Raw genomic sequence first — 24,177 nt, forward strand, 5'->3', positions numbered from 1 at the left:
CGCCCGGACTCCCCCCAGGAGGATCACGTGACCCGAGTCAGCCGCCGCAGACTGCTCGGCACAGGTGCGCTCACCGCCGCCGGAGCCGTCGCCTCCGCGGCCGCGGCGCCGGCCGCCGCCGCCCGCACCGCGCCCGCCGCCGCGCCCGCCACCGCCGACGTGGTGGTCGTCGGCGCCGGACTGTCCGGCCTGACCGCCGCCCGCGACCTCGTCGCCGCCGGGCGGTCGGTGCTCGTCCTGGAGGCCCGCGACCGGCCCGGCGGGCGCGTCTACGGGCTCCCGCTCGGCGACGGCACCACCACCGAGGGCGGCGCCGAGTTCATCGGCCCCACCCAGGACCGCATCGCCGCGCTCACCCGCGACATGGGCGTGGAGACCTTCCCGACCTACAACACCGGGAAGAACGTCTACTTCCGCAACGGCAAGCGGTCCCTGTACGAGACCGACGGCATCCTCGGCGCGGTCCCGCCGGACTGGGGCGTCATCGACCTGCAGATCGCGCTGCTGAAGCTCGGCGACATGATCAAGCAGGTGCCGGTCGGCGAGCCGTGGAAGGCCGCGAAGGCCGAGGAGTGGGACGCCCAGACGTTCTACACCTGGTCCCGGTCCAACTCGCTGAGCGGCGGCGCGCGGTTCCTGATGGACGCGTTCGCCTCCTCGACGCTGTCGATGCGCTCGCAGGAGGTGTCGCTGCTGTACCTGCTGCACTACGCCGCCGCCGCGGGCAACGAGACCACCCCCGGGACGATCGACCGGCTGATCAACACCAAGGGCGGCGCGCAGGAGTCCCGGTTCGCCGGGGGCCCGGAGCAGGTGCCGATCCGGCTGGCGGCGAGCCTCGGCGGGATCGTCCGCTACAACTGCCCGGTGCGGTCGATCGAGACCGGCCAGGACGGCGTGACCGTGACCGCGGACGGGATCACGGTGGCGGCCAAGCGGGTCGTGGTCGCGATGTCCCCGGCCATCGCCGACAAGATCGACTACTCGCCGGCGCTGCCCGCGAGCCGCGCGCAGCTGATGCAGCGGTACCCGATGGGCTCGATCGCCAAGTTCATCGGCGTCTACGACACGCCGTTCTGGCGGGCGGACGGCCTGACCGGGCAGGCGATCGCCGACAGCGGCGCGATCGACGCGACGTTCGACAACAGCCCGCCGGACGGGTCGCGCGGCATCCTGATGGGCTTCATGAACCAGGCCAACATCCGGCGGCTGGACGGCGCCACCGCGGACGAGATCCGCAGCGCGGGCCTCGCCTCGTTCACCAAGCTGTTCGGCGACAAGGCCGCGTCCCCCCGGATGACGGCGTTCCAGCGCTGGGACAACGAGATGTGGAGCGGCGGCGGCCCGACCGGCGTCGCCCCGCCCGGCGCGCTCACCGCCTTCGGGCCCGCGCTGCGCGCGCCGTGCGGCCGGATCCACTGGGCGGGCACCGAGACGTCCGACTACTGGACCGGCTACATGGACGGCGCCGTCCGCTCCGGCGAGCGCGCCGCCAGGGAGGTCCAGGCCGTCCTTTAGGCCGCGGGCCCGGGTCCGGCCGCCGCGCGGCGGCCGGACCCCGGGCGGGGAGGGCGCGCCTACAGGTCGGCGGCCATCTCCTTGACCTTCTCGACGAGGGCGAGGCGGCCCTTGTGGTCGCCCGCGATCGGGGAGACGTTCAGCGTGGTGACGCCGGACTCCTTCATCGCGGCGAGCCGCTCGCGGACGTGGCCCTCGGAGCCGATGAGCGACATCTTCTCCAGCAGCTCCTGCGGGACCTTGGCGGCGGCCTCGTCCTTCTTGCCGTCCAGGTACAGGTCCTGGATCTCCTCGGCCTCCTTCTCGAAGCCGTACCGGCGGGCCAGGTTGTTGTAGAAGTTCTTCCCCTTGGCGCCCATGCCGCCGATGTACAGCGCGGCCATCGGGCGGCCGAACTCCAGGTAGCCCTGCACGTCGTCGCCGATGGCGAGCGGGGACTGGCCGACGACGTCCAGCTCACCGAGGGCCGGGTCGCGCTTGGCCTTCCCGGCGGCCAGGGACTCGCCCCAGACGTCCTTGGCCTTCTCCGGCATGTAGAAGATCGGCTCCCAGCCGTTGGCGATCTCGGCGGTCAGCTCGACGTTCTTCGGGCCGATCGCGGCGACCATGATCGGGATGTCGGCCCGCACCGGGTGGTTGATGATCTTGAGGGCCTTGCCGAGGCCGGTGCCCTGCCCCTCCGGCAGCGGCAGCTGGTAGTGCTTCCCGTCGTGCTGGACGCGCTCGCGCCGCCACACCTTCCGGCAGATGTCGATGATCTCGCGGGTGCGGCCGAGCGGCGCGGTGTAGGGCACGCCGTGGAAGCCCTCGATGACCTGCGGGCCGGACGCGCCGATGCCGAGCGTGAACCGCCCGTCCGAGACGTAGTCGAGGCCGGCGGCGGTCTGCGCGATCGCGGTCGGCGTCCGGGAGTAGATGTTGAGGATGCCGGAGGCGATCTCCAGCCGCTGGGTCTTCGCGGCGATGTAGCCCATCTGGCTCACCGCGTCGAAGCTGTACGCCTCCGCGACATAGACGATGTCGAGGCCGGCCTTCTCGTAGTCGGCGAGCTCCTCGACGGTCTCCTTGAAACCGCCGGAGTAGCTGAGCGCCATCCCGATGCGCATCGACGTCCCTTCCCGTAACCGAATCTGATTCAGCCGAACGTAACCTACTCCGGCGGCCCGCCCGGGGCGAGGGTCAGCCGAAGGCCGGCCCGCGCAGCGCGGCCAGCACCGGCCCGTACAGCCCCGCGCGGATCTTCCCCACCGTCCCGCCGTTCTTGCCCGCCAGGGACGCCGCCCACTCGACCGCGGCGGGCAGCACCTCCGCCTCGGCGGCGGTGCGCTGGACGATCCCGGCCGCCTCCGCCTGCTCCGCCGTGTACCGGCGCCCGGTGAGCATCGCCTCGTGGGCGGTGCGCTTCGGCAGGCGCGCCTGGATCAGCGCGCTCATCCCGGGCGTGAAGGACATGCCGAGATCGACCTCGGGCAGGCAGAAGTAGCCGCGGTCCGTCCGCATGACGGCGAAGTCGTGGGCGAGGGCGAGCATCCCGCCGCCCGCGAACGCGTGCCCGTTGAGCGCGGCGACCGTGGGCATCGGCAGCGCCAGGACGCGGGCGTACAGGCCGTGGACGCGGCCCAGGTACTCCTCGAACCTGTCCTGGTTCGCGCCGAGCCAGTCGAGGTCGAGGCCGTTGGAGTAGAACTTGCCGGTCCCGACGGTGACGAGCGCGCCCGGCCCGTCGTTCTTCGCCACGGTGTCGAGCGCGCCCTCGGCGGCGCCGAGGAAGTCGGGGCTGAAGCGGTTCTCGCCCGCGTCGAAGCGCAGGACGTACACGTCCCCGTCGCGCTGGAGGTCGATCACGCGTCTCTCCTTCGTCCCTGCCCGGTGGCCGCCGGCGCGGACGCCCCGGGTGACGGCCCGTATGACGGTCCGTATGACGTCCGGCATATGCCAGGGTTCCTATGACATGCGTCATGGTCAACGCGAACACCCTATGATGAATGTCATAATCAGGCCATGGGGACCGACAGCCGGGAACGCATGGTGCGCAGCGCCGCCTTCCTCTTCCGCGAGCGCGGCTACAGCGGCACCGGCTTCCGCGACGTGATCGCGCACAGCGGCGCGCCGCGCGGGTCGATCTACCACCACTTCCCCGGCGGCAAGGCGCAGCTCGCCGAGGAGGCCGTGCGCTACGCCGGCGACTTCCTCAACGCCGGCATCCTCGCCGCCACCGAGGGCGGCGACCCCGCGTCCGCCGTGGACGCCTTCGTCGGCTGGTGGCGGCAGGTCCTGATCAAGAGCGAGTTCCGCGCGGGCTGCCCGGTCGTCGCCGTGACCGTGGAGAGCCACGACGAGGCCCCGCAGCTCGCCAAGGCCGCCGCGGCGGCGTTCGGCCGCTGGCAGGACACCCTCGCCACCGGCCTCGGCAACGCCGGGGTCGCCGACGACCGCGCCGCCCGCCTCGCCCGGCTGATCGTCGCCGCGGTCGAGGGCGCCACGATCCTGTGCCGCGCGCACCGCGACGTCGCCCCCCTCGACGACGTCGTCACCGAGCTCAAGGACATGACCCGCAAGGCGGTGCGGGAGGGCTAGGAGTCCCCGGCGGCCAGCTCCGCGACGGCCCGCAGCGCCAGGACGTACGACATCGTGCCGAAGCCGGCGATGGTGCCGGTCGCGACGCCCGCGACGACGGAGGTGTGGCGGAACTCCTCGCGCGCCGCCGGGTTGGTGATGTGCACCTCGATGAGCGGCGCGTCGAGCTGGGCGAGCGCGTCGCGCAGCGCGTACGAGTAGTGGGTGAAGGCGGCCGGGTTCAGCACCACCGGGACGCGCTCGTCGGCGGCCTCGTGCACCCAGCGCAGCATCTCGGCCTCGTCGTCGGTCTGCCGGACCTCGACGTGGAGGCCGAGGCGGCGGCCGGTGTCGCGGCACAGGTCGGCCAGCTCGTGGAAGCCGGTCGTCCCGTACTTGTCGGGCTCGCGGGTCCCGAGGCGGCGCAGGTTGGGCCCGTTCAGCACGAACACGCGGGTCATCGGGTGATCTCCCGGTAGGCGGCGGCCAGCAGTTCCTCGGCGGGGGCCTCCAGGCGGCCCGGCTCGGCGATGCCGTCGAGGACGACGAAGCGGAGCGTGGCGCCCCGGGACTTCTTGTCGATGCTCATGGTGGCGCGCAGGCCGGGCCATTCGGCGGCGTAGGAGACCGGCAGGCCGACGGAGGCCAGCACGTCGCGGTGCCGCCGGACCGCGCCGGCCGGGAGGCGCCCGGCGAGCCGCGCCAGCTCGGCGGCGTAGACCATGCCGATCGCGACGGCGTGGCCGTGCCGGAACCGGTAGTCCTCCGCCTTCTCGATGGCGTGGGCGAGGGTGTGGCCGTAGTTGAGGATCTCCCGCAGGCCGCTCTCCTTCAGGTCGGCGGACACCACGTCCGCCTTGACCTGGACGGCGCGCTCCACCAGCTCGCGGGTGTGCGGGCCGTCCGGGGACGCGGCGCCCGCCGGGTCGTCCTCGACCAGCTCCAGGATCTTCGGGTCGGCGATGAACCCCGCCTTGATGATCTCGGCGAGGCCGCTGATGTAGTCCTCGCGGGGCATCGTCGGCAGCGTGGCCAGGTCGCACAGCACCCCGGCCGGCGGGTGGAACGCCCCGACGAGGTTCTTGCCCTCCGGGACGTTGATGCCGGTCTTGCCGCCGACCGCCGCGTCGACCATGCCGAGCAGCGTCGTCGGGACCAGCACCGCCCGCACGCCCCGCAGCCACGACGCCGCGGCGAACCCGGCGAGGTCGGTGGTCGCGCCGCCGCCGACGCCGACGACGACGTCCGTGCGGGTCATGCCGGCCTGGGCGAACGACGACCAGAGGCCCGCGAGGACACCGACCTCCTTGGCGGCCTCCCCGTCCGGGACGGGCAGCGCGTGCACGGTGTACCCGGCCCGCTCCAGCGCGCCGCGGACGGGACGGGCGATCTCCGGCAGCCCCTCGGCGTGGACGACGGCGACCGTGCGGGCGCGCTCGCCGACCATCGCGGGCAGCTCGCCGAGGACCCCCGTCCCGATGACGACGTCGTACGGGTCGGCCCCGCCCACGTGCACCCGCGCCTGCGTCACGCGTCCCCCAGAGCGGTGATGATCTCGTCCACGACGTCGGCGGGCTCGCGGCCGTCCGTGTCGACCTGCACGGTGCCGAGCCGCTCGTAGACGGGCAGGCGCTCCTCCAGGAGCTTGCGCATCTGGCTGCGCGGGTTGAGGACCAGCAGCGGCCGCGCCGACGCGAGCCCCACCCGCTTGATCGCCTCCGACAGCCCGACCCGCAGGTAGACCACGGTCTGCCCGGCGAGCGCCTGCTGCGTCTCCGCCGCGAGGATCGCGCCGCCGCCGAGCGCGACGACGCCCTCGTGCTCGGCCAGCGCCGCCGCGACGGCCGCGCGTTCCAGCTCGCGGAACCGCTCCTCGCCGTCGTCGATGAAGATCTCGCCGATCGGCTTGCCCGCCGCCCGCTCGACGTCGGCGTCGGTGTCGCGCAGCGCGACGCCGAGCCGCTCGGCGAGCGCGCCGCCGATCGTGGTCTTGCCGGAGCCGGGCGGCCCGATGATGACTGCCTTCGGTCGCATGGTCAGCGGATCCAGTTCACTTGGCGGGCGTTCACTTGACGGGCAGCGAGGACAGGTATCCCCGCAGGTTGCGGGCGGTCTCCTCGGCGGAGTCGCCGCCGAACTTCTCCAGCGCCGCGTCCGCGAGGACCAGCGCCGCCATCGCCTCGGCGACGACTCCGGCGGCGGGCACGGCGGTGACGTCGCTGCGCTGGTTGATGGCCTTGGCGGGCTCGCCGGTCCGCACGTCGATGGTGTCGAGGCGGCGCGGCACGGTCGAGATCGGCTTCATCGCGGCCCGGACCCGCAGCACCTCGCCGGTCGTCATGCCGCCTTCGACGCCGCCGGCGCGGTTCGTCCGCCGCCGGACGCCGCCGGGGGTGCCGTCGATCTCGTCGTGCGCGCGCGAGCCGGGGCGCCGCGCGGTGGTGAACCCGTCGCCGAGCTCGACGCCCTTGATCGCCTGGATGCCCATCAGGGCCCCGGCGAGCCGCGAGTCGAGGCGGCGGTCCCAGTGGACGTGGCTGCCGAGGCCGGGCGGCAGCCCGTAGGCGAGGACCTCCACGACGCCGCCGAGGGTGTCGCCCGCCTTCTTGGTGTCGTCGATGTGCGCGACCATCGCCGCCGAGGCCGCCTCGTCGAAGCAGCGCACGGGGCTCTCGTCGACCCGGGCGAGGTCGCCGGGGCCGGGCAGGACGCCTTCGGGGGCGGCGACCTCGCCGAGCGCGATCACGTGGCTCAGCACGTCCACGCCGAGGGCCTGCTTGAGGAACGCCTTGGCGACCGTGCCGAGCGCGACCCGCGCCGCCGTCTCCCGCGCGCTCGCCCGCTCCAGCACCGGCCGGGCGTCGTCGAAGCCGTACTTCTGGATGCCGGCGAGGTCGGCGTGACCGGGCCTCGGCTGGGAGAGCGGGGCGTTGCGCGCCTGGGCGGCGAGGACCTCGGCGTCGACGGGGTCTGCCGACATGACCGTCTCCCACTTCGGCCACTCGGTGTTGCCGACCTCGATCGCGACCGGGCCGCCGAGGGTCACCCCGTGCCGGACGCCGCCGACGATCGTCACCTGGTCCTGCTCGAACTTCATCCGGGCGCCCCGCCCGTGCCCGAGCCGGCGGCGGCGCAGTTCCTCGGCGATCTCCCCCGAGGTCACGCGCACACCGGCCGGCAGCCCCTCCACGATCGCGGTCAGGGCCGGGCCGTGGGACTCCCCCGCAGTCAACCAGCGCAGCATGCCCCGATCCTATTGACTCCGCGCCCCCGCCCGTGCCGCCGTCCACCATCTGAGAGGCTCGGCGGCGGAGGTGGGGGCGATGAGGGAAGAGCTGCTCGCCCAGGCGCGGGGATGCGCGGAGCTGGGGTCGCCGATGTACGCGGAGCTGCTGGCGCGGGCGGCGGACGACCCCGGCGGGGCCGTGGCGGGGGTGCTGGACGGGCGGCCGGAGCCGGCGTCGGTCCTGCGGATGCTGGGGACGGTGCACCGGCTCGTCCTGGAGGGCCGGGCGCCGGACCTCGCGGCGCACTACCCGACCGCGGGCGGGACGGCGGACCCGCTCGCCGCCTGGCCGGCGTTCCGCGCGGTGCTGGCCGAGCACGCGGCGGAGATCCGGGAAGGGCTCGGCGACCCGCCGCAGACGAACGAGGTCGGCCGGGCGTCCCCGCTGGTCGGCGGGCTGCTCTCGGTGGCCGCGGCGACGGGCCTGCCGGTCAGGCTGCTGGAGCTCGGCGCCAGCGCGGGCCTGAACCTGCGCGCGGACCACTTCCGGTTCCGGCACGGGAGCGGCGCGTACGGGCCCGAGTCGCCGGTCGTGCTGGAGGACGCCTGGCGGGGCCTTCCCCCGGTGGACGCGCCCCTCGCCATCGCCGAGCGGCTGGGGTGCGACCCGTCCCCGCTGGACCCGGCGGCGCCGGACGCGCAGCGGCTGCTCCTGTCGTACGTATGGCCCGACCAGGCGGCACGGGTGGAGCGGCTGCGGGCGGCGTTCGAGGTGGCCGCGCGGGTCCCGGCGACGGTCGTGCGGGCCGGCGCCGCCGACTTCCTGGCGGACCTGGCCCCGGAGCCGGGCGTGGCGACGGTCGTGTGGCACTCGACGATGTGGGCCTACCTGGGCGAGGACGAGGCGGCCCGGCTCCGCGGCCACGTGGAGCGCGCCGGGGCGGCGGCCACCCCGGACGCACCGGTCGCGCACCTGTCCTTCGAGGGCCGCGTGCCGTCCCGCCTGGACGCCACGCAGGTGGTGACGCTGCGCCTGTGGCCGGACGGAGGCGAGACCGTCCTCGGTCAGGGCCCGGCCCACGGCCTGCCCCTCACCTGGTTCTAGCGCCCCGGGAGCCCGGTCGATCGCGGTCGTCACCGGAGACGACCCCGGCAGGCTCTCCGGCGGGCGGCCTACCGGCGGACGACGTTCAGCTCGACGCCGCCGACGATGCGGCCGCGCAGCACCTCGGCGAGCCGGTCGGAGACGCGCTGCACGGTGCGGCGCTCGTCGTGGCCGGGGACGACGGCGAACCGGACGGCGACGTCGGCGGACGTGCCCTGGGTGACGCGGACCCCGGTCACCGACTGGTCGGTGCCGAACGCGGCCTCCACGGCGGCGAGGACGTCGGGGTCCTCGTGCGGCGCCGGGATGGGGCGGCCCTCGGCGAGCAGGTGCAGGCGCAGGCCGTCCACGGCGAACGGGACGGGGCCCGCCACGTCCACGACCAGGGCGTCGGCGCCCTCGTCGAGGGTGGCGCGGCACGCCTCCTCGGCGCGGACGGCGACGGGACGGGCCTCGGCGCGCCACGCCTTCATCGTCTCGGTGCAGGTGAAGCCGAGCACGCCGCGCCGGCCGTCGTCGCCGATCAGCGTGGGCAGCGCCATGTCGCTCGACTTCTCACGGCGCAGCCCGCCGGGGGGCACGTCCTCCTCCTCGGTGAGGACGGCCACGACGGGCACCAGCAGCCGCGCCTTGCGCAGCCGGTGCAGCACCGTGTGGACGGCGACGCGCCCCGCCGCGTACCCGGCGAGCGCCTCGCACAGCCGGGGGTCGGCGGCGCCGTCGTCCTCGGGGAACTGTGGTTGGGGAATCGTCAGTCCGGACACGCCAGGAAGGCTATAGCCTCCGCCGGGCACCGTGGGTGACTATCCGGGCACGATCCGGCTTCGGGCTACCCGCCGAGGTCGGCGATGGCCGCGACGGTGCCGCCGCCGGACGGCCCCTGGTGGACGGCCGCGACCGACACGAACACCGCGGGGTCGCCCGTGACGGACGCCGCGACGCCGCCGACGCACGCCTTGATCTGCCGGTGCCAGTGCACGTCGGAGTCGTCCAGCATGATGTTGCGGCGCCCCCGGACCGAGCCGCTCGGGTCGGCCTCGCACTTGATGAACACGTTGACGAGCCGGTCGCCGAGGTCGGCGGTGCGGGGCCGCTCGGGCAGGTCGAGGCCGGTGGTCCGGATCGCGTCCCAGACGCCGTCGGCGTCGAGTGCGTCCTTCATCACACCGTGCCCGGCGCGGTACCGGCCGCCGATGCCGCGCACGTTGCCGACGACGACGATCTGCGCCCGGTCGAGCTCCACGCCGGACGAGCAGGAGGCCACCGACGAGTACAGCGACAGGTCCTTGTGGATCTGCCCGGCGGAGGGCGGCTCGATCTCGCCGAGCGCCACGGCGATACCGAGGGCCGTCGTGGAGTTGGAGATGTCCATCGATTTGAGGGTGTCCTCGGTGACGACGTCGCGGCCCCGGGACTTGGCGTCGTTGATGGTTTCGAGGGTGAGCAGCGGCGTCTTGGTCTGGACGTAGTGGACGTCGGCGGGGTCGTCGATCCCGGCGGTCTTCATGGCCTCGCGGACGCCGGCGGCGACGGTCTCGACCATCGCGGGACGCCCGATGTCCTCGGGCCGGATCACGTCGCTCATCGCGACGCCGGCCGAAAGGCGCGGCTCGTCCGTCTTGGGCGCTTTCGCCGGGTCGACGGTGGCGAACACGGTGGCGTGCGGGCTGAGGACGCCGTCGGTGCCGCCCGACCACACCAGCGGGACGCGCCCCACCTCGTCCGCCGGGCGGGTCCCCTTCTCGATGAGCACCTCGCGGAACGCGCGGTCGGCCAGCAGGCGGGTGTAGTCGTTCACGCCGCCGTTGCCCTCGGTCTTGCCGACGACGGCGAGCACCCGGTCGGCCTCCAGGACGCCGTCGTCGATCAGCCGGGCGAGCCCGGACGCGTCGGTCACGCTCTCGATGGGGATCTTGCGGACTTCGATCGGATCGGGCACGTCATCGCTCCTCAGCTGCTCTGGTCACTCGGTGTCTACCCCGGTCACGCCTCGACGACCGTTCCGGCGGCGCCGCGGGCGGCGTCGCCCAGCCGCGCCAGCGACGCGATCGCGGCGCGCCGCCCGCCCGCGGCGACGAACCGCCGCACCGCCTCCACCTTCGGGCCCATGCTGCCGCCGGCGAAGTGCCCGGCCGCGGCGAGCCGGGCCAGCTCCGCGGCCGTCGTCCGGTGCAGGGGCCGCTCGTCCGGGGTGCCGTACCCGGTCATCGCGTGCTCCACGTCGGTCGCGATGACCAGGACGTCGGCGCCGAGCCGCCGGGCGAGCAGCTCGGCCGCGAGGTCCTTGTCGACGACGGCCTCGACGCCGCGCAGCGTCCCGCCGGCCCGCACCACGGGCGCGCCGCCGCCCCCGGCCGCGACGACGATGTGGCCGGCGTCCAGCAGGGCCGCCGCGGCGCCGGCGTCCAGGATCTCCAAAGGCTCCGGCGAGGCGACGACGCGCCGCCAGCCGCGCTCCCCGAACGGCCGCCACACCTCGCCGCGCTCCATCGCGGACCGTGCCTGCCTCTCCGGGAAGTAGCGCCCTACGGGCTTGGCCGGGTCGGCGAACCCGGGGTCGGCCGCGTCCACGAGCGTCCGGGTCACGATCGTCGCCACCGGGCGGGACGCGCCCCGCGCGGCCAGCGCCCGCTCCAGCGCGTTCATGATCATCACGCCGACGGTGGCCTGGGTCTGCGCGCCGCACCAGTCCAGCGGGACGGGCGGGACCACGCCCGCCGCCAGCCGGTTCTTGATCAGCAGGTTGCCGACCTGCGGGCCGTTGCCGTGCGTGAGCGCGACCCGGGCGCCCGCCGCGACCAGGTCCGCGACCGGGGCCATCGCCCGCTCGATCGCCGCCGCCTGGGCGTCCGGCGTGGCACTGCCGTCCGACGCGGTCATTGCGTTGCCGCCGAGGGCGATCATGACGCGCGCGCCGCCGGGCGTCCCCCCGCCTGTCCAGGTCACGCGCCGAACGCTAGCCGCGCCGGGGGGCGGCGCTCACGGGCGAAAATCGCCCAACGGGCGCGGTTTCTTCGGCACTTCTCCCCCGGCGCGCTTCAGCGGCGCGCGCCGAGGCCCGCGAGGCGCTCGACGGCCGCGTCGATGACCTCGTCCCGCTTGCAGAACGCGAACCGGACGAAGTGCGCGCCCGCCTCGGCGTCGTCGTAGAACACCTGGGAGGGGATCACGACGACGCCCGCCTTCTCCGGCAGGGCGCGGGTCAGCTCGATCCCGTCGGTGAACCCCAGCGGCCGGATGTCGGCCTGCACGAAGTAGGTGCCCTGCGGCCGGAACGCGGTGAACCCGGCGGCCTCCAGCCCGGTGACGAGGCGGTCCCGCTTGGCCTGCAGCGACCCGCACAGCTCCTCGACCCAGGGGATCTCGTTGGCCAGCGCGTACGCGGCGGCGCGCTGGTAGGGCGCGCTGACCGCGTAGGTGAGGAACTGCTTCACCGTCTGGACGGCGCGGATGTGCGCTGCGGGCGCGGTCACCCACCCGGTCTTCCACCCGGTGACGGAGAACGACTTGCCCGCGGACGACACCGCCACCGTCCGCTCGCGCATCCCGTCGAGCGTGGCGAGCGGGATGTGCTCGGTGCCGTCGAACGTAAGGTACTCGTAGACCTCGTCGGTGATCGCGACCAGGTCGTGCTCGCGGCAGACGTCCGCGATGGCCTCCAGCTCGGCGCGGGTGAACACGGTCCCGGCCGGGTTGTGCGGCGAGTTGACGAGGATCGCCCGCGTGCGCGGGCCGACCGCGGCGCGCAGCTCGTCGGGATCGAAGGTGAACCGGCCCTCCACCGGGCGCAGCGTCACCGGCCTGCGGACCGCCCCGGCGAGCGCGATGACGGCGGCGTAGGAGTCGTAGTAGGGCTCGAACACGATGACCTCGTCGCCCGGCCCGGCCAGCGCCAGCACCGACGCCGCGATCCCCTCGGTGGCGCCCACGGTCACGAACACCTCGGTGGCGGGATCGTACGACAGCCCGTACCGCCCGAGCCGCTGCGCGGCGACGGCCTCCCGCAACTCCGGCAGCCCAGGGCCGGGCGGGTACTGGTTCGCCCCCGACCGGATCGCCTCCACGGCGGTGTCCAGCACGGCCTTCGGGCCGTCCTCGTCGGGGAACCCCTGGCCGAGGTTGATCGAACCGGTCCGCACGGCGAGCGCCGACATCTCGGCGAAGATCGTCTCACCGAATCCCTGCATGCGCGCAACAAGAGGCTCACCCACGCCGCCACCCTAAGCCCCACCGCATCCGTTGACTTGCGGCGTGTTGCCCTTATGGAGCGCTCCATAAGGGCAACACGCCGCAAGTCAACGAGGAGTTGGGCGGGGTGGGAGTTACGGGGTCAGGCGGGTTTTCATGATCTTGCCCATCGCGTTGCGCGGGAGGGAGTCGACCAGGTGTACCGCGCGGGGGCGCTTGTGGACCGACAGGCTGTCCGCCACGAAGTCGATCAGCTGCTTCTCGCCGACCCCGTCGGCCACCACGTAGGCGGTCACCTGCTCGCCCAGGTCGTCGTGCGGGGTGCCGACCACGGCGGCCTCGCGGACGGCGGGATGCGCGAGCAGCGCGTTCTCGATCTCGCCCGCGCCGATCCGGTAGCCGCCGCTCTTGATGAGGTCGGTGGACGCGCGGCCGACGATGCGGTGCCAGCCGTCCGGGCCGATCGTCGCGATGTCGCCGGTGCGGAACCAGCCGTCCGCGGCGAACGACTCGGCGGTGGCGTCGGGGCGGTTGAGGTAGCCCTTGAACAGCAGCGGCGCGCGGACGTGCAGCTCGCCTGGCGTCTCCCCGTCGTGCGGGACGGGCGCGCCGTCCTCGCCCCTCAGCCGGGTCTCGACGCCCTGTAGCGGCGTGCCGACGTGGCCGGGGCGGCGGTCGCCGTCGGCGCGCGCGCTGACCGTGATCAGGGTCTCGGTCATGCCGTAGCGCTCGACGGGGCGGTGCCCGGTGAGATCGGCGAGCCGCTCGAAGACGGGCACGGGGAGGGGGGCGCTGCCGGAGACGAGCAGCCGCGCGCCGCGCAGCGCCCGCGCGGCGGACGGGTCGGCCGCCGTCCGCGACCAGACGGTGGGGACGCCGAAGAAGAGGCTCCCGCCGTCGTCCCGCGCCGCGGCCGCGTACGCCTCGGGCCGCGGGCGGCCCGTGTGGACGAGCGGCGATCCCACGCGCAGCGGCCCGAGGACCCCGAGGACCAGGCCGTGCACGTGGAAGAGCGGGAGCCCGTGGACGAGGACGTCGCCGGGCGTCCACGCCCAGGCTTCGGCGAGGGCGTCCAGGCCGGCGGCTATCGCGCCCCGGGAGATGAGCACGCCCTTGGGGGCGCCGGTCGTCCCGCTGGTGTAGAGGATCATCGCCGTCGCGCCGGCGTCCGCTCCGCCCCGCTCGCTGCCGTTGCGCGGGAGCGTGTCGACCGGGATCCGCGGCGGGTCCCCCTCGGCCGGTTCGACGTCCCCGGCGGCCAGCAGGAGGCTCGCGCCGGAGTCGCCGAGGATGTGGGCGCGTTCGGCGGGCCCGGAGTCGGGCGGGATCGGCACCACCGGCACGCCAGCGAGGACGCCGCCGACGACCGCCGCGGCCGTCTCCAGCGTCGCCGTGGCGTGCACCGCGACGGAGTCCGCGCCGCGGATCTCGGCGGCGACGGCCGACGCCCAGCCGAGCAGCTCGTCGCGCGGCAGGTCCCGCCCGGCGATCCGCACCGGGCCGCCCGCGTCCCTGAGCAGGTCCATCACTCGCCCCTCTCCCTCTGGTCCATCTCGTCCAGCCAGGCCGGCGCCCGTCGTAGCGTGCTCGCCGAGCAGGGCGGCGCGGTGTGCTCGCGCGGCGGCGCGCCGTCGAAGCGCAGCGGCGGCCCCGGCAGCCCGATCCGCCCGAGCCGCGGATGGCCCGACCTCGATGACGAGGCCCTGCGAGCGGCAGTATGCCGTCCGCCCCCGGCCGGCGGTGAACCGCCCGGCCCCGCCGTCAGCGGCGCAGCGCGGTCGCCCGCTCCACGCGCGACAGCTTCTCGGGGTTGCGGACGAAGTACAGCCCGGTGATGAGGCCGCCCTCGACCCGCAGCGCCACGGCGCCGTGGAGTTCCCCGTCCATGCGCAGGAGGAGGCCCGGCCATCCGTTGAGCCGGACCGGCACGCCGGTGAACGGGGCGGGCGCCCTTCTCCACCCGGCGGTGAGGAGCCGCGCCACCTTCCCGGCCCCGGTGACGGGCCGCGGCACGGCCTTCGCGACGCCGCCGCCGTCGCTCATGAGGACGACGTCCGGGGCGAGGACGTCCAGCAGGCCCTGCAGGTCGCCGGTCTCGGCCGCCCGCTGGAACGCCTGGACGGCGGCCCGGGTGTCGTCCGGGGACGCGGTGTCGCGCGGGCGCCGGGCGGCGACGTGCGAGCGTGCCCGGTGCGCGATCTGGCGGACGGCCGCCGGGGTCTTGCCGACGGCTTCGGCGATCTCGGCGTAGGGGACGTCGAACACCTCGCGCAGCACGAACACCGCCCGCTCGACCGGGCCGAGCGCCTCCAGGACCAGCAGCATCGCCATCGAGACGCTGTCGGCCAGCACGACGTCCTCGGCCACGTCCGGCGTGGTCAGCAGCGGTTCGGGCAGCCATGGGCCGACGTAGGACTCGCGGCGGCGGCCGAGCGTGCGCAGCCGGGTCAGCGCCTGCCGGGTGACGATCCGCACCAGGTAGGCGCGCCGGTCCCGGACCGTGTCGAGGTCGACGCCGACCCACCGCAGCCAGGTCTCCTGCAGGACGTCCTCGGCGTCGGCCGCCGAGCCGAGCATCTCGTAGGCCACGGTGAACAGCAGGTCGCGGTGGGCGACGAAGGTGCCGGTGGCGGACTCCATGCCCACAAGACTCCACTCCCGGCCGCGGTGTGACATCCGGGTCCGGTGGCCTGCGTCACGTCCACTTCCCGTCACAGGGACGGGGCGTCCGGCATCTCATGCGTGACCGTCCGTCCTACCGGGAGCACCTGTGAACACCACGCTCTGGATCGCCGCCGGACTGCTCGCCGCGGTCGCCCTGGCCGGCGGCGTCAGCAAGACGTTCGTCCCCAAGGAGAAACTGGCCGCGCACCGCGGCGGCGAGTGGACCGGGCACGCGTCCACCGGCTTCGTGAAGACCCTCGGGGTCCTTGAGCTGCTGGCCGCCGCCGGCCTGATCCTGCCCGCCGCGCTGGACGTCGCGCCGGTGATGGTGCCGGTGACCGCCGTCTGCTGGGTCCTGCTCATGGCCGGCGCGATGATCACCCACGGACGCCTCGGGCAGTTCGGCCTCGCGACGCTGAACGCCGGCTATCTCGCCGTGGCGGTCTTCGTCGCCGCCGGCCGCTTCGCCGTCGAGCCCTTCACCGGCTGACCGCGGCCGACGGAAAACCACTGGCGCGATGATCTTCACTGCTGCCAGCATCGGCGCATGACCGTCGCGCGCGTGGACATGCTCGGCCGGCAGCTCGACATCGCCTGGGCGCTGTTCGAGTACCACCTCGACGGCCTCGACGACGCGCTCTGCCTCTGGGAGCCCGAACCGTACTGCTGGACCGTCCGCCCCGGCGCCGCCGGACGCTGGATCGCCGACTGGGAGGCGCCGGAGCCCGATCCCGTCCCGGCCGTCACGATCGGCTGGGTGACCTGGCACATCGGCTACTGGTGGACGACCACGCTCGGGCACTGCTTCAAGGGCGGCGCACCGGAGCGCGAGGAGATCACCTGGCCGGGCGGCGCCGAGGCCGCGGCCCGCTGGCTGCGCGGGCTGCACGAGGAGTGGCGGACCGCGCTGGCCGGGCTGGACGACGCCGGCCTCGACTCCGCCGACCGGACCGCCGGGCTCCCGTGGGCGGCGGAGCTGACGATGGGCGACGTGGCCGGCTGGGTGAACGTCGAGCTGACCAAGAACGTCGCCGAGATCGGCCTCCTGCGCAACCTCCACGGCGCGCGCCGCGCCGCCGCGGACCGCTGACCGGGACGGGGCGACGGGCGGCCGGGTGCGTCGTCCGGCCGGGCGGCTTTCGCATCCCATGACACGAGAATGCGATCTGCCCCATATCGTGCCATTTTAGAATGGTTCGGCAAGCCAAAAAGGTAAACAATTTCCACTTGAAGTGTCGGTGGATTCCTTTAAGGGAATCATGGTTTCGTCTACAGCGGGAGCGTGAAGGGCAAGAGCTTCACAGGCTCTCGCTTCCAGCCCATCCCGAGACCCAGGAAAGTGGGAAATTCCCGAATGCCAACCAAGAGAACGGCCACCCGACTCACCAGGCGCCCGGCACTCGCCGTGCTCGGCGCCGCACTGGCCGGCGCCGCCGTCCTGGCGGTGCCGCCGGCCGCCGGCGCCGACCCCACCCCGGCGACCTCCGACAAGTGGGGCGTCATCAGCCGCAACACGATCGGCTCCCCGAGCGCCTACCTGCGCGACGGGCCCTTCGGCCGCACGACCGACACGCCCTCGGCCCGGCAGCAGCCCCCCTACGGCCAGGGCAGCCTGCAGATCATCGTCGGAGACGGCACCGAGAAGATCGCCTACGGCAACGAGACGAACTTCGACGGCCTGGAGATCTCCGACATCACCGACCTGTCGTACTGGGTGTTCGCCGGCGTCGACAGCCTCGACGGGGTCTCGCTGCCCGTGATCCAGCTGGAGGTCGACCCCAACCTGACCGAGGGCGTGAACTACTCCAGCCTGAACTACCTGCCCGACAGCTCCACCGCGCCCTCGGCTCCCGCGACCCGCGCCCCCAACGTGTGGCAGCCCTACGACGCGACCGCCGCAGGCAACGCGTGGTACGCCACCGGGGCCACGGGCACCTCGATCGGCTGCACGCTCGCGTCACCGTGCACGTTCGACGAGCTGCAGACCCGGCTGCCGGACGCCGAGGTCTCCTACAGCCTGGCCATCTCCAAGGGCAGGGACAACGCCTTCATCGGGGCCGTGGACGGCCTCCGGGTCAACAACCTGGTCTACGACTTCGAGCGCCTCGGAGTCTTCATGAAGGCGCCGTTCCCGGCGTACTGACCGACCGGGCCCCGTACGCCTGACGGCCGCCGCCCCCATGCGGACCTCCTCGACCGCATGGGGGCGGCGGCCGTCATCCTGTGTTCCGTCAGTCGAGGACGGCGGCGACGGCCTCGATCTCCACGAGCTGCTCGTCGTACCCCAGCACGGTGACGCCCATCAGCGTGCTGGGGACGTCATGGTCACCGAACGCGTCCCGCACCATCTCCCAGGCCGTCACGAGGTCGGCCTGGCTGCCGGACGCGACGAGCACCCTCGTGCTGATGACGTCATCCAGGGACGCGCCGGCGTCCTTCAGGGCGGTCCGCATGTTCTCGACCGCCTTGGCGGCCTGCCCGGCGTAGTCCCCGGGCGCCGCCGTCGATCCGTCCTCGTCCAGCGGGCAGGCCCCGGCGAGGAAGATCAGGCGGGCCTCCGCGGGAGCCGTCGCCGCATAGGCGTACTCGGCGACGTCGGAAAGTGAAGACGAACGGATCAAAGTAACGGCACGACCCACGGCGGTTTCCTTTCACATCTGGTCCAGGCATGATCATCGCGCTGAAAAACACGCGGTGCCCGGATGGTCAACGAAACCGGCGATCAATAAGTGTCCAGCGGCGTGGGAGCGCCACCGGAAAGCCGGGGATAACCGGGGCCCCGGTCGAAGAAGGGAGCGGGCCCCCGGCCGGCGCGCAGGCGTTCGCGCAGCGCCGTGGTCGCCGCCTCGTCCACCGTGCCGCCGGCGAGGACGACGCCGTAGTCGGTGCGGGCGCCTTCGGCGGAGACCTTGCCGTCGCGGACGTCGGCGGCCACGCGGGCCGGGTCGCGGTCCAGGGGGTCGCCCCAGCCGCCGCCCCCGGTGGTCCGGATGCGGATGACCTGGCCGGCCCCGACCGGGTGGTCGTCCACGAGCCCGTCCATCTCCACGCCGTCGATGTCGACGCGGAAGGGGCGTCCCGCGCGGCCGCCGTTGACGCCCCAGCACGACAGGATCGAGCGGTCGGCGATCGACATGAAGCTCGCGTCGCGGAGCATCCGGATGTGCTTGTCGTAGCCGAGGCCGCCGCGGTACTCCCCCGGGCCGCCGGAGTCGACGGCCAGGCCGAGTCGCTCGACGACGAACGGCCAGCGGGCCTCCGCGAACTCGGCGGGGATGTTGCGGGAGTCGGGGACGACGTGGATGGTGTCCTCGCCGTCGGCGTAGTAGCGGCCGCCGGAGCCGCCGCCGAGGACCTCGCGCATCAGGTACGGGCCGCGGTCGTCCGCGCCGTAGACGCCGGTGTAGCGGATCGTCTCCTGGTCGGCGGGCATCCGGCCGCCGGTGGCCTTGGCCAGGACGCCCGCGAGGACGCCGAGCAGCCGCAGGATGACGAACGTGCGGGCGTTGGTCGGGGCCGGGAAGACGGGCGTGAGGAGGGTCCCCTTCTCCGGGAACCGCATCTCGATGAGCGGCACCACGCCCTCGTTCACGTCGAGTTCGGCGGCGCGCTCGGGGGTGTCGGCCAGGTTCCGCAGGACGGGCGCCAGCCACTTCTTCAGGAACACGCCGTCCGCGTAGTCGCCCGCGTGGTTGATCGGGCCCTTGGCCTGCGGCGACGTGCCGGTGAAGTCGATGACCAGGGGGACGTCGGCGGACTTGTCGACGGTCAGCGTGATGCGCTGGGTGTGCAGGCGGGGCGGGTCGACGCCGTCGTGCTCGGCGTAGTCCTCCCAGGCGAACGTCCCGTCCGGGATCTTGGCCAGCAGCTCGCGGCGGAACGTCTCGGTCGTCCTGTCGATGATGGCGTCGAAGCACGCCTCGACGTCCGCGCGGCCGTAGCGGGCGAACAGCTCGGCGAGGCGCCGGGCGCCCATCAGGCAGGCCGAGCACTCGGCGTCCAGGTCGCCCGCGAGGGAGTCGGGCATCCGCGAGTTGCGGGTCATGATGGTCAGCGCGGCCTCGTTCGGGACGCCCCGGTCCCACAGCTTGATCGGGGGGACCATCAGGCCCTCCTCGAACGCGCTGCGGGCGTGGCTCGGCATCGACCCCGGGACGGCGCCGCCGATGTCGTCGTGGTGCCCGAACGCCTGCACGAACGCGACGACCTCGCCGCCGTGGAACACCGGGACCGTCACGCACAGGTCGGGCAGGTGCCCGATGCCGCCTTCCGACAGGTACACGTCGTTGTGGAAGAACACGTCCCCCGGACGCATCGTGTCGAGGGGGAAGTCGCGGGCCACCGGCTGCACGAGGGCGGAGTACGAGCGTCCGGTGAGCTTGCGGAGGCGGCGGTCGTGGATGCCGGCGCGGAAGTCGTGCGCGTCCCGGATCATCGGGGAGCGGGCGGTGCGTGCGATGGCCGTCTCGACCTCGCGCTCCACCGAAGCGAGCGTCCCCTCCACGATCTCCAGGAGAACCGGGTCCATCAGCGCGTCACCACCAGGTTGCCGTAGCCGTCGAGGGTCGCGGTGAAGCCCGGGTGGAGCGGCAGGGTCGAGCCGAACTCCTCGATGACGGCGGGGCCTTCGATCGTGTCGCCCGGGGCGAGTTTCTCGCGCCGGTAGACGGGCGTGTCCTCCCAGGTGTCGAAGTAGACGGGCCTGGTGCCGGTGCGGGCGCGGGCGGGGTCGCCGTCCCCGGGCGGGCGCTCGGCCAGGCGGGGGCGGGCGATCGGGCCGATGCCCGACACCCGCAGGTTGACCCACTCGACGGGGTGCCGCGGGTCGTCGCGGTGGCAGTAGCCGTAGAGGGACTCGTGCGCGTCGTGGAAGCGGCGGACGACCTCGGCGCGGAACGCGTCGTCCGGCGGCCCGGCGGGGGCGGGGACCCGGACCTCGAACGCCTGCCCGTGGTAGCGCAGGTCGGCGGAGCGGGCGAAGCGGCGCCGGTCCGGCGGGAACCCCTCGCCGGCCAGCGTGCGCGCGGCGTCGGCTTCGAGCTCGGTGTAGACGCCGTCCAGCAGCGCCGGGTCGAGCTCGGCGTCGCGGACGACCCGCGTCCGGACGTAGTCGTTCTTCACGTCCACCGTGAGCAGTCCGAAGGCCGACAGGTTGCCGGGGTTCTCCGGGATCACCGCGGCGGGCAGCCCGAGGACGTCCAGCAGCCGGCACGCCAGCAGCGGGCCCGAGCCGCCGAACGCGACGAGCGGGTAGTCGCGGACGTCCAGGCCGCGCTGCACGGTGATCTGCCTGATCGCGTTGGCCTGGTTCCACGCGGAGATCTCCAGGACCCCGGCCGCGGCCCGCTCCACCGGGAGGCCGAGGTCCGCGGCGAGGGCGTCGAGGCCGGCCCGTGCCGCGGCCACGTCGAGGGGCACCTCGCCGCCGAGCAGGTGCGGGGGGATGCGGCCGAGGACGGCGTGCGCGTCGGTCACCGTGACCTCGGTGCCGCCGCGTCCGTAGCAGAGCGGGCCGGGGTCGGCGCCCGCGCTGCGCGGGCCGACCTTCAGCGCGCCCTCCGGCGACCGCCACGCGACCGAGCCGCCGCCCGCCCCGACGGTCACGATGTCGATCATCGGGATCTTGACGGGGTGCCGCCCGATCGCGCCCTCGGTGGTGAGGGCGGGCTCGCCGTCCAGGACGACCGCGACATCGGTGGACGTCCCGCCGCCGTCCAGCGTGACCACCGAGCCGTGCCCGCTGTGCGCGACGACGAACGCCGCGCCGAGCGCCCCCGCGGCCGGGCCGGACAGCACGGTCGTGATCGGCTGCCGGGCGACCTCCTCCGCCGACAGCACTCCCCCGTTGCTCTTCATCACGAGCAGCGGGGCCGCGATCCGGTCGGTGATCCGGGCCAGGTAGCCGTTCATCGCGGGCTTGACGGCGGCGTCCACCAGCGTCGTCACCGACCGCTCGTACTCGCGGTACTCGCGCAGCACCTCGCACGACAGCGACACGACCGCGTCGGGGTGCTCGCGGGCCAGGACGTCGCGCATCGCCAGCTCGTGCGACGGGTCGGCGTAGGAGTGCAGGAAGCACACGCCGATGGCGAGGACGCCCGCGTCGCGGAACCAGCGGGCCGCCGCGACCGCCGACTCCTCGTCGAACGGGCGCAGCTCCGCGCCGGTGTGGTCGAGCCGCCCGCCGACCGTCCGCACCCGGTGCACCGGGACGATCCGCGGCGGCTTCACCCAGAAGTAGCTGTTGCCGTACCCGTCGGGGACGCTCTGCCGCGCGATCTCCAGGATGAACTCGAAGCCCTCGGTGGTGATGAAGCCGAGGTCGTCGAGGCGGTCCTCCAGCAGCCGGTTCGTCGCGACGGTGGTGCCGTGCGACAGCGCCGCGACGTCGCCGGGCTCCCCGCCGAGCAGGCCGAGCACCTTGGCGACGCCCGCCGCGAACCCCTCCGCGGGGTCGGCGGGCGTCGAGGGGGTCTTGGTGGTGACGAGCCCTCCCCCGTCCTCGTCCAGCGCGACGACGTCGGTGAACGTCCCGCCCGTGTCGATGCCGATCCGCAGCCGCCGTGCCATGCCCAAGGTCTACCGGACGGCCCCCACCTGCGAAACCGTCGTGATCTGCCAACGGACGCGATGTCCTTTCGTCAGGCCGCGCTCCCGCTAGGCTGGTCGCTTCATCCGACCGACGCATTTCCACGAGACCGCTGGAGCCCCTACATGGCGCTTGACCGCCCCGAGATCGACTTCCCCGAGGGCCAGCCGCCCGAGTACCTCGACATCACCGACATCACCGAGGGCGACGGAGCCGAGGCCGCCAAGGGCTCGACCGTGTCGATGCACTACGTCGGCGTGTCGTGGTCGACGGGCGAGGAGTTCGACGCGTCCTGGAACCGGGGCTCCACCCTCGACTTCCAGCTCGGCTCCGGCCGCGTCATCAAGGGCTGGGACATGGGCATCGCCGGCATGAAGGTCGGGGGCCGCCGCAAGCTCGTCATCCCGCCGCACCTGGCCTACGGCGACCGCAGCCCGAGCCCCGCCATCAAGCCCGGCGAAACGCTCATCTTCGTCGTCGACCTCGTGGACGTGAAGTAGCCGGGCCGACGTGACGTAGCGGACGTGCGGCGGCTCAGCGGCCGCGGGACCTGCCGAGCAGGTAGCCGACGGCCACGCCGCCGAGGGCGGCGGCCGCTCCGGCGCCGAACGCCGCGGCCATCGGCCACGCCACGGACGGCCGCTCCGGCGGCGCCGCGGCGCGTCCCGCGTAGACGGTGCCGGCCCCGGCCACTGGGCCAGGGGCCGGCACCGCCGCCGCCTCGGGTGCCGCCGCGGGTCCCGGAGGCGCCGCGGCGAGGGCCGCGAGGTCGCGCTCGACCGCCGCGAAGAACTCGCCTGCGGTGCGCTTGGCGACGCTGCCGAGCATCCGCTGGCCGACGCCGCCGACCATGCCGCCCACGACCGCGTCCGCGTCGTAGTCCACCCGGGTCGCGCCGTCGCCGGCGGTCAGCCGCACGCGGACGGTGGCGTCCACCGTGCCGGGCGCGCCCTGCCCGCGCGCCCGCAGGACGAACGAGCGCGGCGGGTCGGGCTCGGCGAGCTCGACCTGCCCCACGTAGGTCCCCTGGATCGAGGCGACGCCCGCCGTGACGGTCATGCGGTACGTGTCGGGGCCCGTCTCCTCCAGCGAGCTGCATCCGGGGATCGTCCTCGCCAGGACGGCCGGGTCCTGGAGCGCGTCCCACACGCGGGCGAGCGGCGCGGCGACGGTGACACTGCCGTTGAGCTGCATGACCCGACTCTAGGTAATGACGGCGCCGGCGCCGAACGGCAACATCTGCCGACCACACGCCGATGTTTGGGCGAAGCTGTCCCGAAGCCGCCGGGAAATGGTCAGATATGTCGGCAGGTTCCGTCCGGCGGCGAACTCCGGACGGCACCGGCGCGTCAACCGAGGAAGATCTCCAACTGAACGAACGGGGTACGCGGCAGATGCGAGGGAAGACGCCCGTCATCACCATGGTGGCCGCCGGAGCGCTCGGCGTGGCCGCGGGCGGCTGGCCCGTCGCCGCCGCCGTCGCGGGCGGCTCGGAACCGCCGATGCGGGCGCAGCTCTCCTCGGTGATCGGCCACCGGACGTGGGAGAAGCCGAAGCCGGGCTCCTGGACCGTCCCGCAGCCCGCCGCGGACGGGCTGCCCGCCGTCATCAAGAACATCGAGACGCAGGAGCGGGTCGTCTTCCTCACCATCGACGACGGCTACACCTACGACTCGGAGTTCGTGGACCTCGTCCGCAAGGAGAAGGTCCCGATCATGACGTTCCTGACGTCCACCTACATCAAGGGGCAGGGCCAGTACTTCTGGGCCATGCGCAACGCCGGGTCGGTGATGGAGAACCACACCGTCAGCCACCCGAACATGGCGACGCTCGGGCCCGAGGAGCAGAAGCGGCAGATCTGCCAGGCGTCCGACGAGATCGCGAAGAGCTACGGCCGCCGCCCCGAGATCCTCCGCCCGCCGTTCGGCAGCTTCAACGAGACGACCCGCCAGATGGCCAAGGAGTGCGGCATCAAGTCGGTCCTGCTGTGGTCGGCGGAGTTCTACAACGGCACGTCCGGGCCCGGCGTCGGCTTCAACGGCTTCGCCCGCGGCGACGGCGGCACGGGGTTCAAGCCCGGCGACATCATCCTGATGCACTACCGCAAGGGGCTCGCCGAGCAGCTCAGGATGATCCTCACGTGGATCGAGCAGGCCGGGTTCCGGCCCGCCGCCGTCGAGAACTACCTGCCGCGGTCGCTCGGCGGCAACGCCCCCGACAAGCCCCCGGCGCAGGGCTGAAAGACGACCTTCCCGGAGGAATCCCGTAAACGCCGAAAGCCCAGGTCAGCGTTGACTAGGGTCAACACGCTGGCGGGGCCGAGGTCCCCCG

The 24,177-nt window shown here is 73.7% G+C and carries 24 protein-coding genes; 8 read left to right on the plus strand and 16 right to left on the minus strand.

The window, feature by feature from the left end:
• Positions 1–27 precede the first annotated feature (27 nt).
• A complete protein-coding gene (locus E1200_RS02250) occupies positions 28–1,518 on the plus strand; it encodes an FAD-dependent oxidoreductase (protein WP_131950068.1) in 1,491 nt (496 codons plus the stop codon).
• A gap of 59 nt (positions 1,519–1,577) precedes the next feature.
• Here E1200_RS02250 and E1200_RS02255 read toward each other — a convergent pair whose 3' ends face one another.
• Together E1200_RS02255 and E1200_RS02260 are read right to left on the minus strand one after the other, a co-directional pair.
• Complete coding sequence (locus E1200_RS02255; protein ID WP_131950069.1) at positions 1,578–2,624, minus strand: LLM class F420-dependent oxidoreductase; 1,047 nt, start codon at positions 2,622–2,624, stop codon at positions 1,578–1,580.
• Positions 2,625–2,697: 73 nt separating this feature from the next.
• Positions 2,698–3,363, minus strand: coding sequence for an enoyl-CoA hydratase-related protein (locus E1200_RS02260; RefSeq protein ID WP_131950070.1), 666 nt, complete (start codon positions 3,361–3,363; stop codon positions 2,698–2,700).
• Between the two features lie 156 nt (positions 3,364–3,519).
• Here E1200_RS02260 and E1200_RS02265 point away from each other — a divergent pair, with 156 nt between their 5' ends.
• Positions 3,520–4,095 carry a TetR/AcrR family transcriptional regulator gene (locus E1200_RS02265; RefSeq protein WP_131950071.1) on the plus strand — a complete coding sequence of 192 codons (576 nt, stop codon included), beginning with the start codon at positions 3,520–3,522 and terminating at the stop codon, positions 4,093–4,095.
• Here the strand turns inward: E1200_RS02265 and aroQ are convergent.
• The 4 genes from aroQ to aroC are packed head-to-tail and all read right to left on the minus strand — an operon-like array spanning position 4,092 to position 7,318.
• A complete protein-coding gene (gene aroQ / locus E1200_RS02270) occupies positions 4,092–4,535 on the minus strand; it encodes a type II 3-dehydroquinate dehydratase (RefSeq protein WP_131950072.1) in 444 nt (147 codons plus the stop codon). The two genes, E1200_RS02265 and aroQ, sit on opposite strands and share 4 nt — an antisense overlap.
• Positions 4,532–5,605: a 3-dehydroquinate synthase gene (gene aroB, locus E1200_RS02275; RefSeq protein ID WP_131950073.1), complete on the minus strand. Its 1,074-nt coding sequence runs from the start codon at positions 5,603–5,605 to the stop codon at positions 4,532–4,534. Before aroB ends, aroQ begins: the two co-directional genes overlap by 4 nt.
• A complete protein-coding gene (locus tag E1200_RS02280; protein ID WP_207933096.1) occupies positions 5,602–6,108 on the minus strand; it encodes a shikimate kinase in 507 nt (168 codons plus the stop codon). Before E1200_RS02280 ends, aroB begins: the two co-directional genes overlap by 4 nt.
• Before the next feature lie 31 nt (positions 6,109–6,139).
• Positions 6,140–7,318: a chorismate synthase gene (aroC, locus tag E1200_RS02285; RefSeq protein WP_131950075.1), complete on the minus strand. Its 1,179-nt coding sequence runs from the start codon at positions 7,316–7,318 to the stop codon at positions 6,140–6,142.
• Positions 7,319–7,397: 79 nt separating this feature from the next.
• On the opposite strand from aroC, the gene E1200_RS02290 reads away from it, so the two are divergent.
• A complete protein-coding gene (locus E1200_RS02290) occupies positions 7,398–8,405 on the plus strand; it encodes a DUF2332 domain-containing protein (RefSeq protein ID WP_131950076.1) in 1,008 nt (335 codons plus the stop codon).
• A 68-nt stretch (positions 8,406–8,473) separates the two neighbouring features.
• On the opposite strand, the gene E1200_RS02295 is transcribed toward E1200_RS02290, so the two are convergent.
• From E1200_RS02295 to E1200_RS02320, 6 genes are all read right to left on the minus strand, one after another.
• Positions 8,474–9,169, minus strand: a complete 696-nt coding sequence (locus E1200_RS02295; RefSeq protein ID WP_131950077.1) for an SseB family protein — start codon at positions 9,167–9,169, stop codon at positions 8,474–8,476.
• 65 nt (positions 9,170–9,234) lie between these two features.
• The gene (locus E1200_RS02300; RefSeq protein ID WP_131950078.1) at positions 9,235–10,344 is read right to left on the minus strand and encodes a ring-opening amidohydrolase; all 1,110 of its coding nucleotides are present in this window, start codon (positions 10,342–10,344) and stop codon (positions 9,235–9,237) included.
• 44 nt (positions 10,345–10,388) lie between these two features.
• Positions 10,389–11,351 carry a carbamate kinase gene (locus E1200_RS02305; protein WP_243708294.1) on the minus strand — a complete coding sequence of 321 codons (963 nt, stop codon included), beginning with the start codon at positions 11,349–11,351 and terminating at the stop codon, positions 10,389–10,391.
• A 92-nt stretch (positions 11,352–11,443) separates the two neighbouring features.
• Positions 11,444–12,616, minus strand: a complete 1,173-nt coding sequence (locus E1200_RS02310; RefSeq protein ID WP_131950079.1) for a pyridoxal phosphate-dependent aminotransferase — start codon at positions 12,614–12,616, stop codon at positions 11,444–11,446.
• A gap of 111 nt (positions 12,617–12,727) precedes the next feature.
• Positions 12,728–14,119, minus strand: coding sequence for an acyl-CoA synthetase (locus tag E1200_RS02315; protein ID WP_131950080.1), 1,392 nt, complete (start codon positions 14,117–14,119; stop codon positions 12,728–12,730).
• Between the two features lie 235 nt (positions 14,120–14,354).
• On the minus strand, positions 14,355–15,233 hold the full coding sequence (locus E1200_RS02320; RefSeq protein ID WP_243708296.1) for an RNA polymerase sigma-70 factor: 879 nt from the start codon (positions 15,231–15,233) through the stop codon (positions 14,355–14,357).
• A 130-nt stretch (positions 15,234–15,363) separates the two neighbouring features.
• On the opposite strand from E1200_RS02320, the gene E1200_RS02325 reads away from it, so the two are divergent.
• The 3 genes from E1200_RS02325 to E1200_RS02335 all read left to right on the plus strand — a co-directional run bounded on the left by E1200_RS02325 (position 15,364) and on the right by E1200_RS02335 (position 17,400).
• The gene (locus E1200_RS02325) at positions 15,364–15,747 is read left to right on the plus strand and encodes a DoxX family protein (RefSeq protein ID WP_131950082.1); all 384 of its coding nucleotides are present in this window, start codon (positions 15,364–15,366) and stop codon (positions 15,745–15,747) included.
• A gap of 57 nt (positions 15,748–15,804) precedes the next feature.
• Complete coding sequence (locus E1200_RS02330) at positions 15,805–16,347, plus strand: DinB family protein (RefSeq protein WP_131950083.1); 543 nt, start codon at positions 15,805–15,807, stop codon at positions 16,345–16,347.
• A 264-nt stretch (positions 16,348–16,611) separates the two neighbouring features.
• Entirely contained in the window at positions 16,612–17,400 is a 789-nt protein-coding gene (locus E1200_RS02335; protein WP_131950084.1) for a hypothetical protein, read from the plus strand.
• 88 nt (positions 17,401–17,488) lie between these two features.
• Here E1200_RS02335 and E1200_RS02340 read toward each other — a convergent pair whose 3' ends face one another.
• The 3 genes from E1200_RS02340 to E1200_RS02350 form a co-directional block, all read right to left on the minus strand.
• Positions 17,489–17,896: a Rid family hydrolase gene (locus E1200_RS02340; RefSeq protein WP_131950085.1), complete on the minus strand. Its 408-nt coding sequence runs from the start codon at positions 17,894–17,896 to the stop codon at positions 17,489–17,491.
• Between the two features lie 83 nt (positions 17,897–17,979).
• Complete coding sequence (locus tag E1200_RS02345) at positions 17,980–19,785, minus strand: hydantoinase B/oxoprolinase family protein (RefSeq protein WP_131950086.1); 1,806 nt, start codon at positions 19,783–19,785, stop codon at positions 17,980–17,982.
• A complete protein-coding gene (locus E1200_RS02350; protein WP_131950087.1) occupies positions 19,785–21,827 on the minus strand; it encodes a hydantoinase/oxoprolinase family protein in 2,043 nt (680 codons plus the stop codon). Before E1200_RS02350 ends, E1200_RS02345 begins: the two co-directional genes overlap by 1 nt.
• A 144-nt stretch (positions 21,828–21,971) precedes the next feature.
• On the opposite strand from E1200_RS02350, the gene E1200_RS02355 reads away from it, so the two are divergent.
• A complete protein-coding gene (locus tag E1200_RS02355; protein WP_131950088.1) occupies positions 21,972–22,346 on the plus strand; it encodes an FKBP-type peptidyl-prolyl cis-trans isomerase in 375 nt (124 codons plus the stop codon).
• Positions 22,347–22,380: 34 nt separating this feature from the next.
• On the opposite strand, the gene E1200_RS02360 is transcribed toward E1200_RS02355, so the two are convergent.
• Positions 22,381–23,040: a carbon monoxide dehydrogenase subunit G gene (locus tag E1200_RS02360; protein ID WP_131950089.1), complete on the minus strand. Its 660-nt coding sequence runs from the start codon at positions 23,038–23,040 to the stop codon at positions 22,381–22,383.
• A 200-nt stretch (positions 23,041–23,240) separates the two neighbouring features.
• Here E1200_RS02360 and E1200_RS02365 point away from each other — a divergent pair, with 200 nt between their 5' ends.
• A complete protein-coding gene (locus E1200_RS02365; protein WP_131950090.1) occupies positions 23,241–24,086 on the plus strand; it encodes a polysaccharide deacetylase family protein in 846 nt (281 codons plus the stop codon).
• The last annotated feature ends 91 nt before the right edge of the window (positions 24,087–24,177 follow it).

Source organism: Actinomadura sp. GC306, assembly GCF_004348665.1.
Classification (GTDB): domain Bacteria; phylum Actinomycetota; class Actinomycetes; order Streptosporangiales; family Streptosporangiaceae; genus Spirillospora.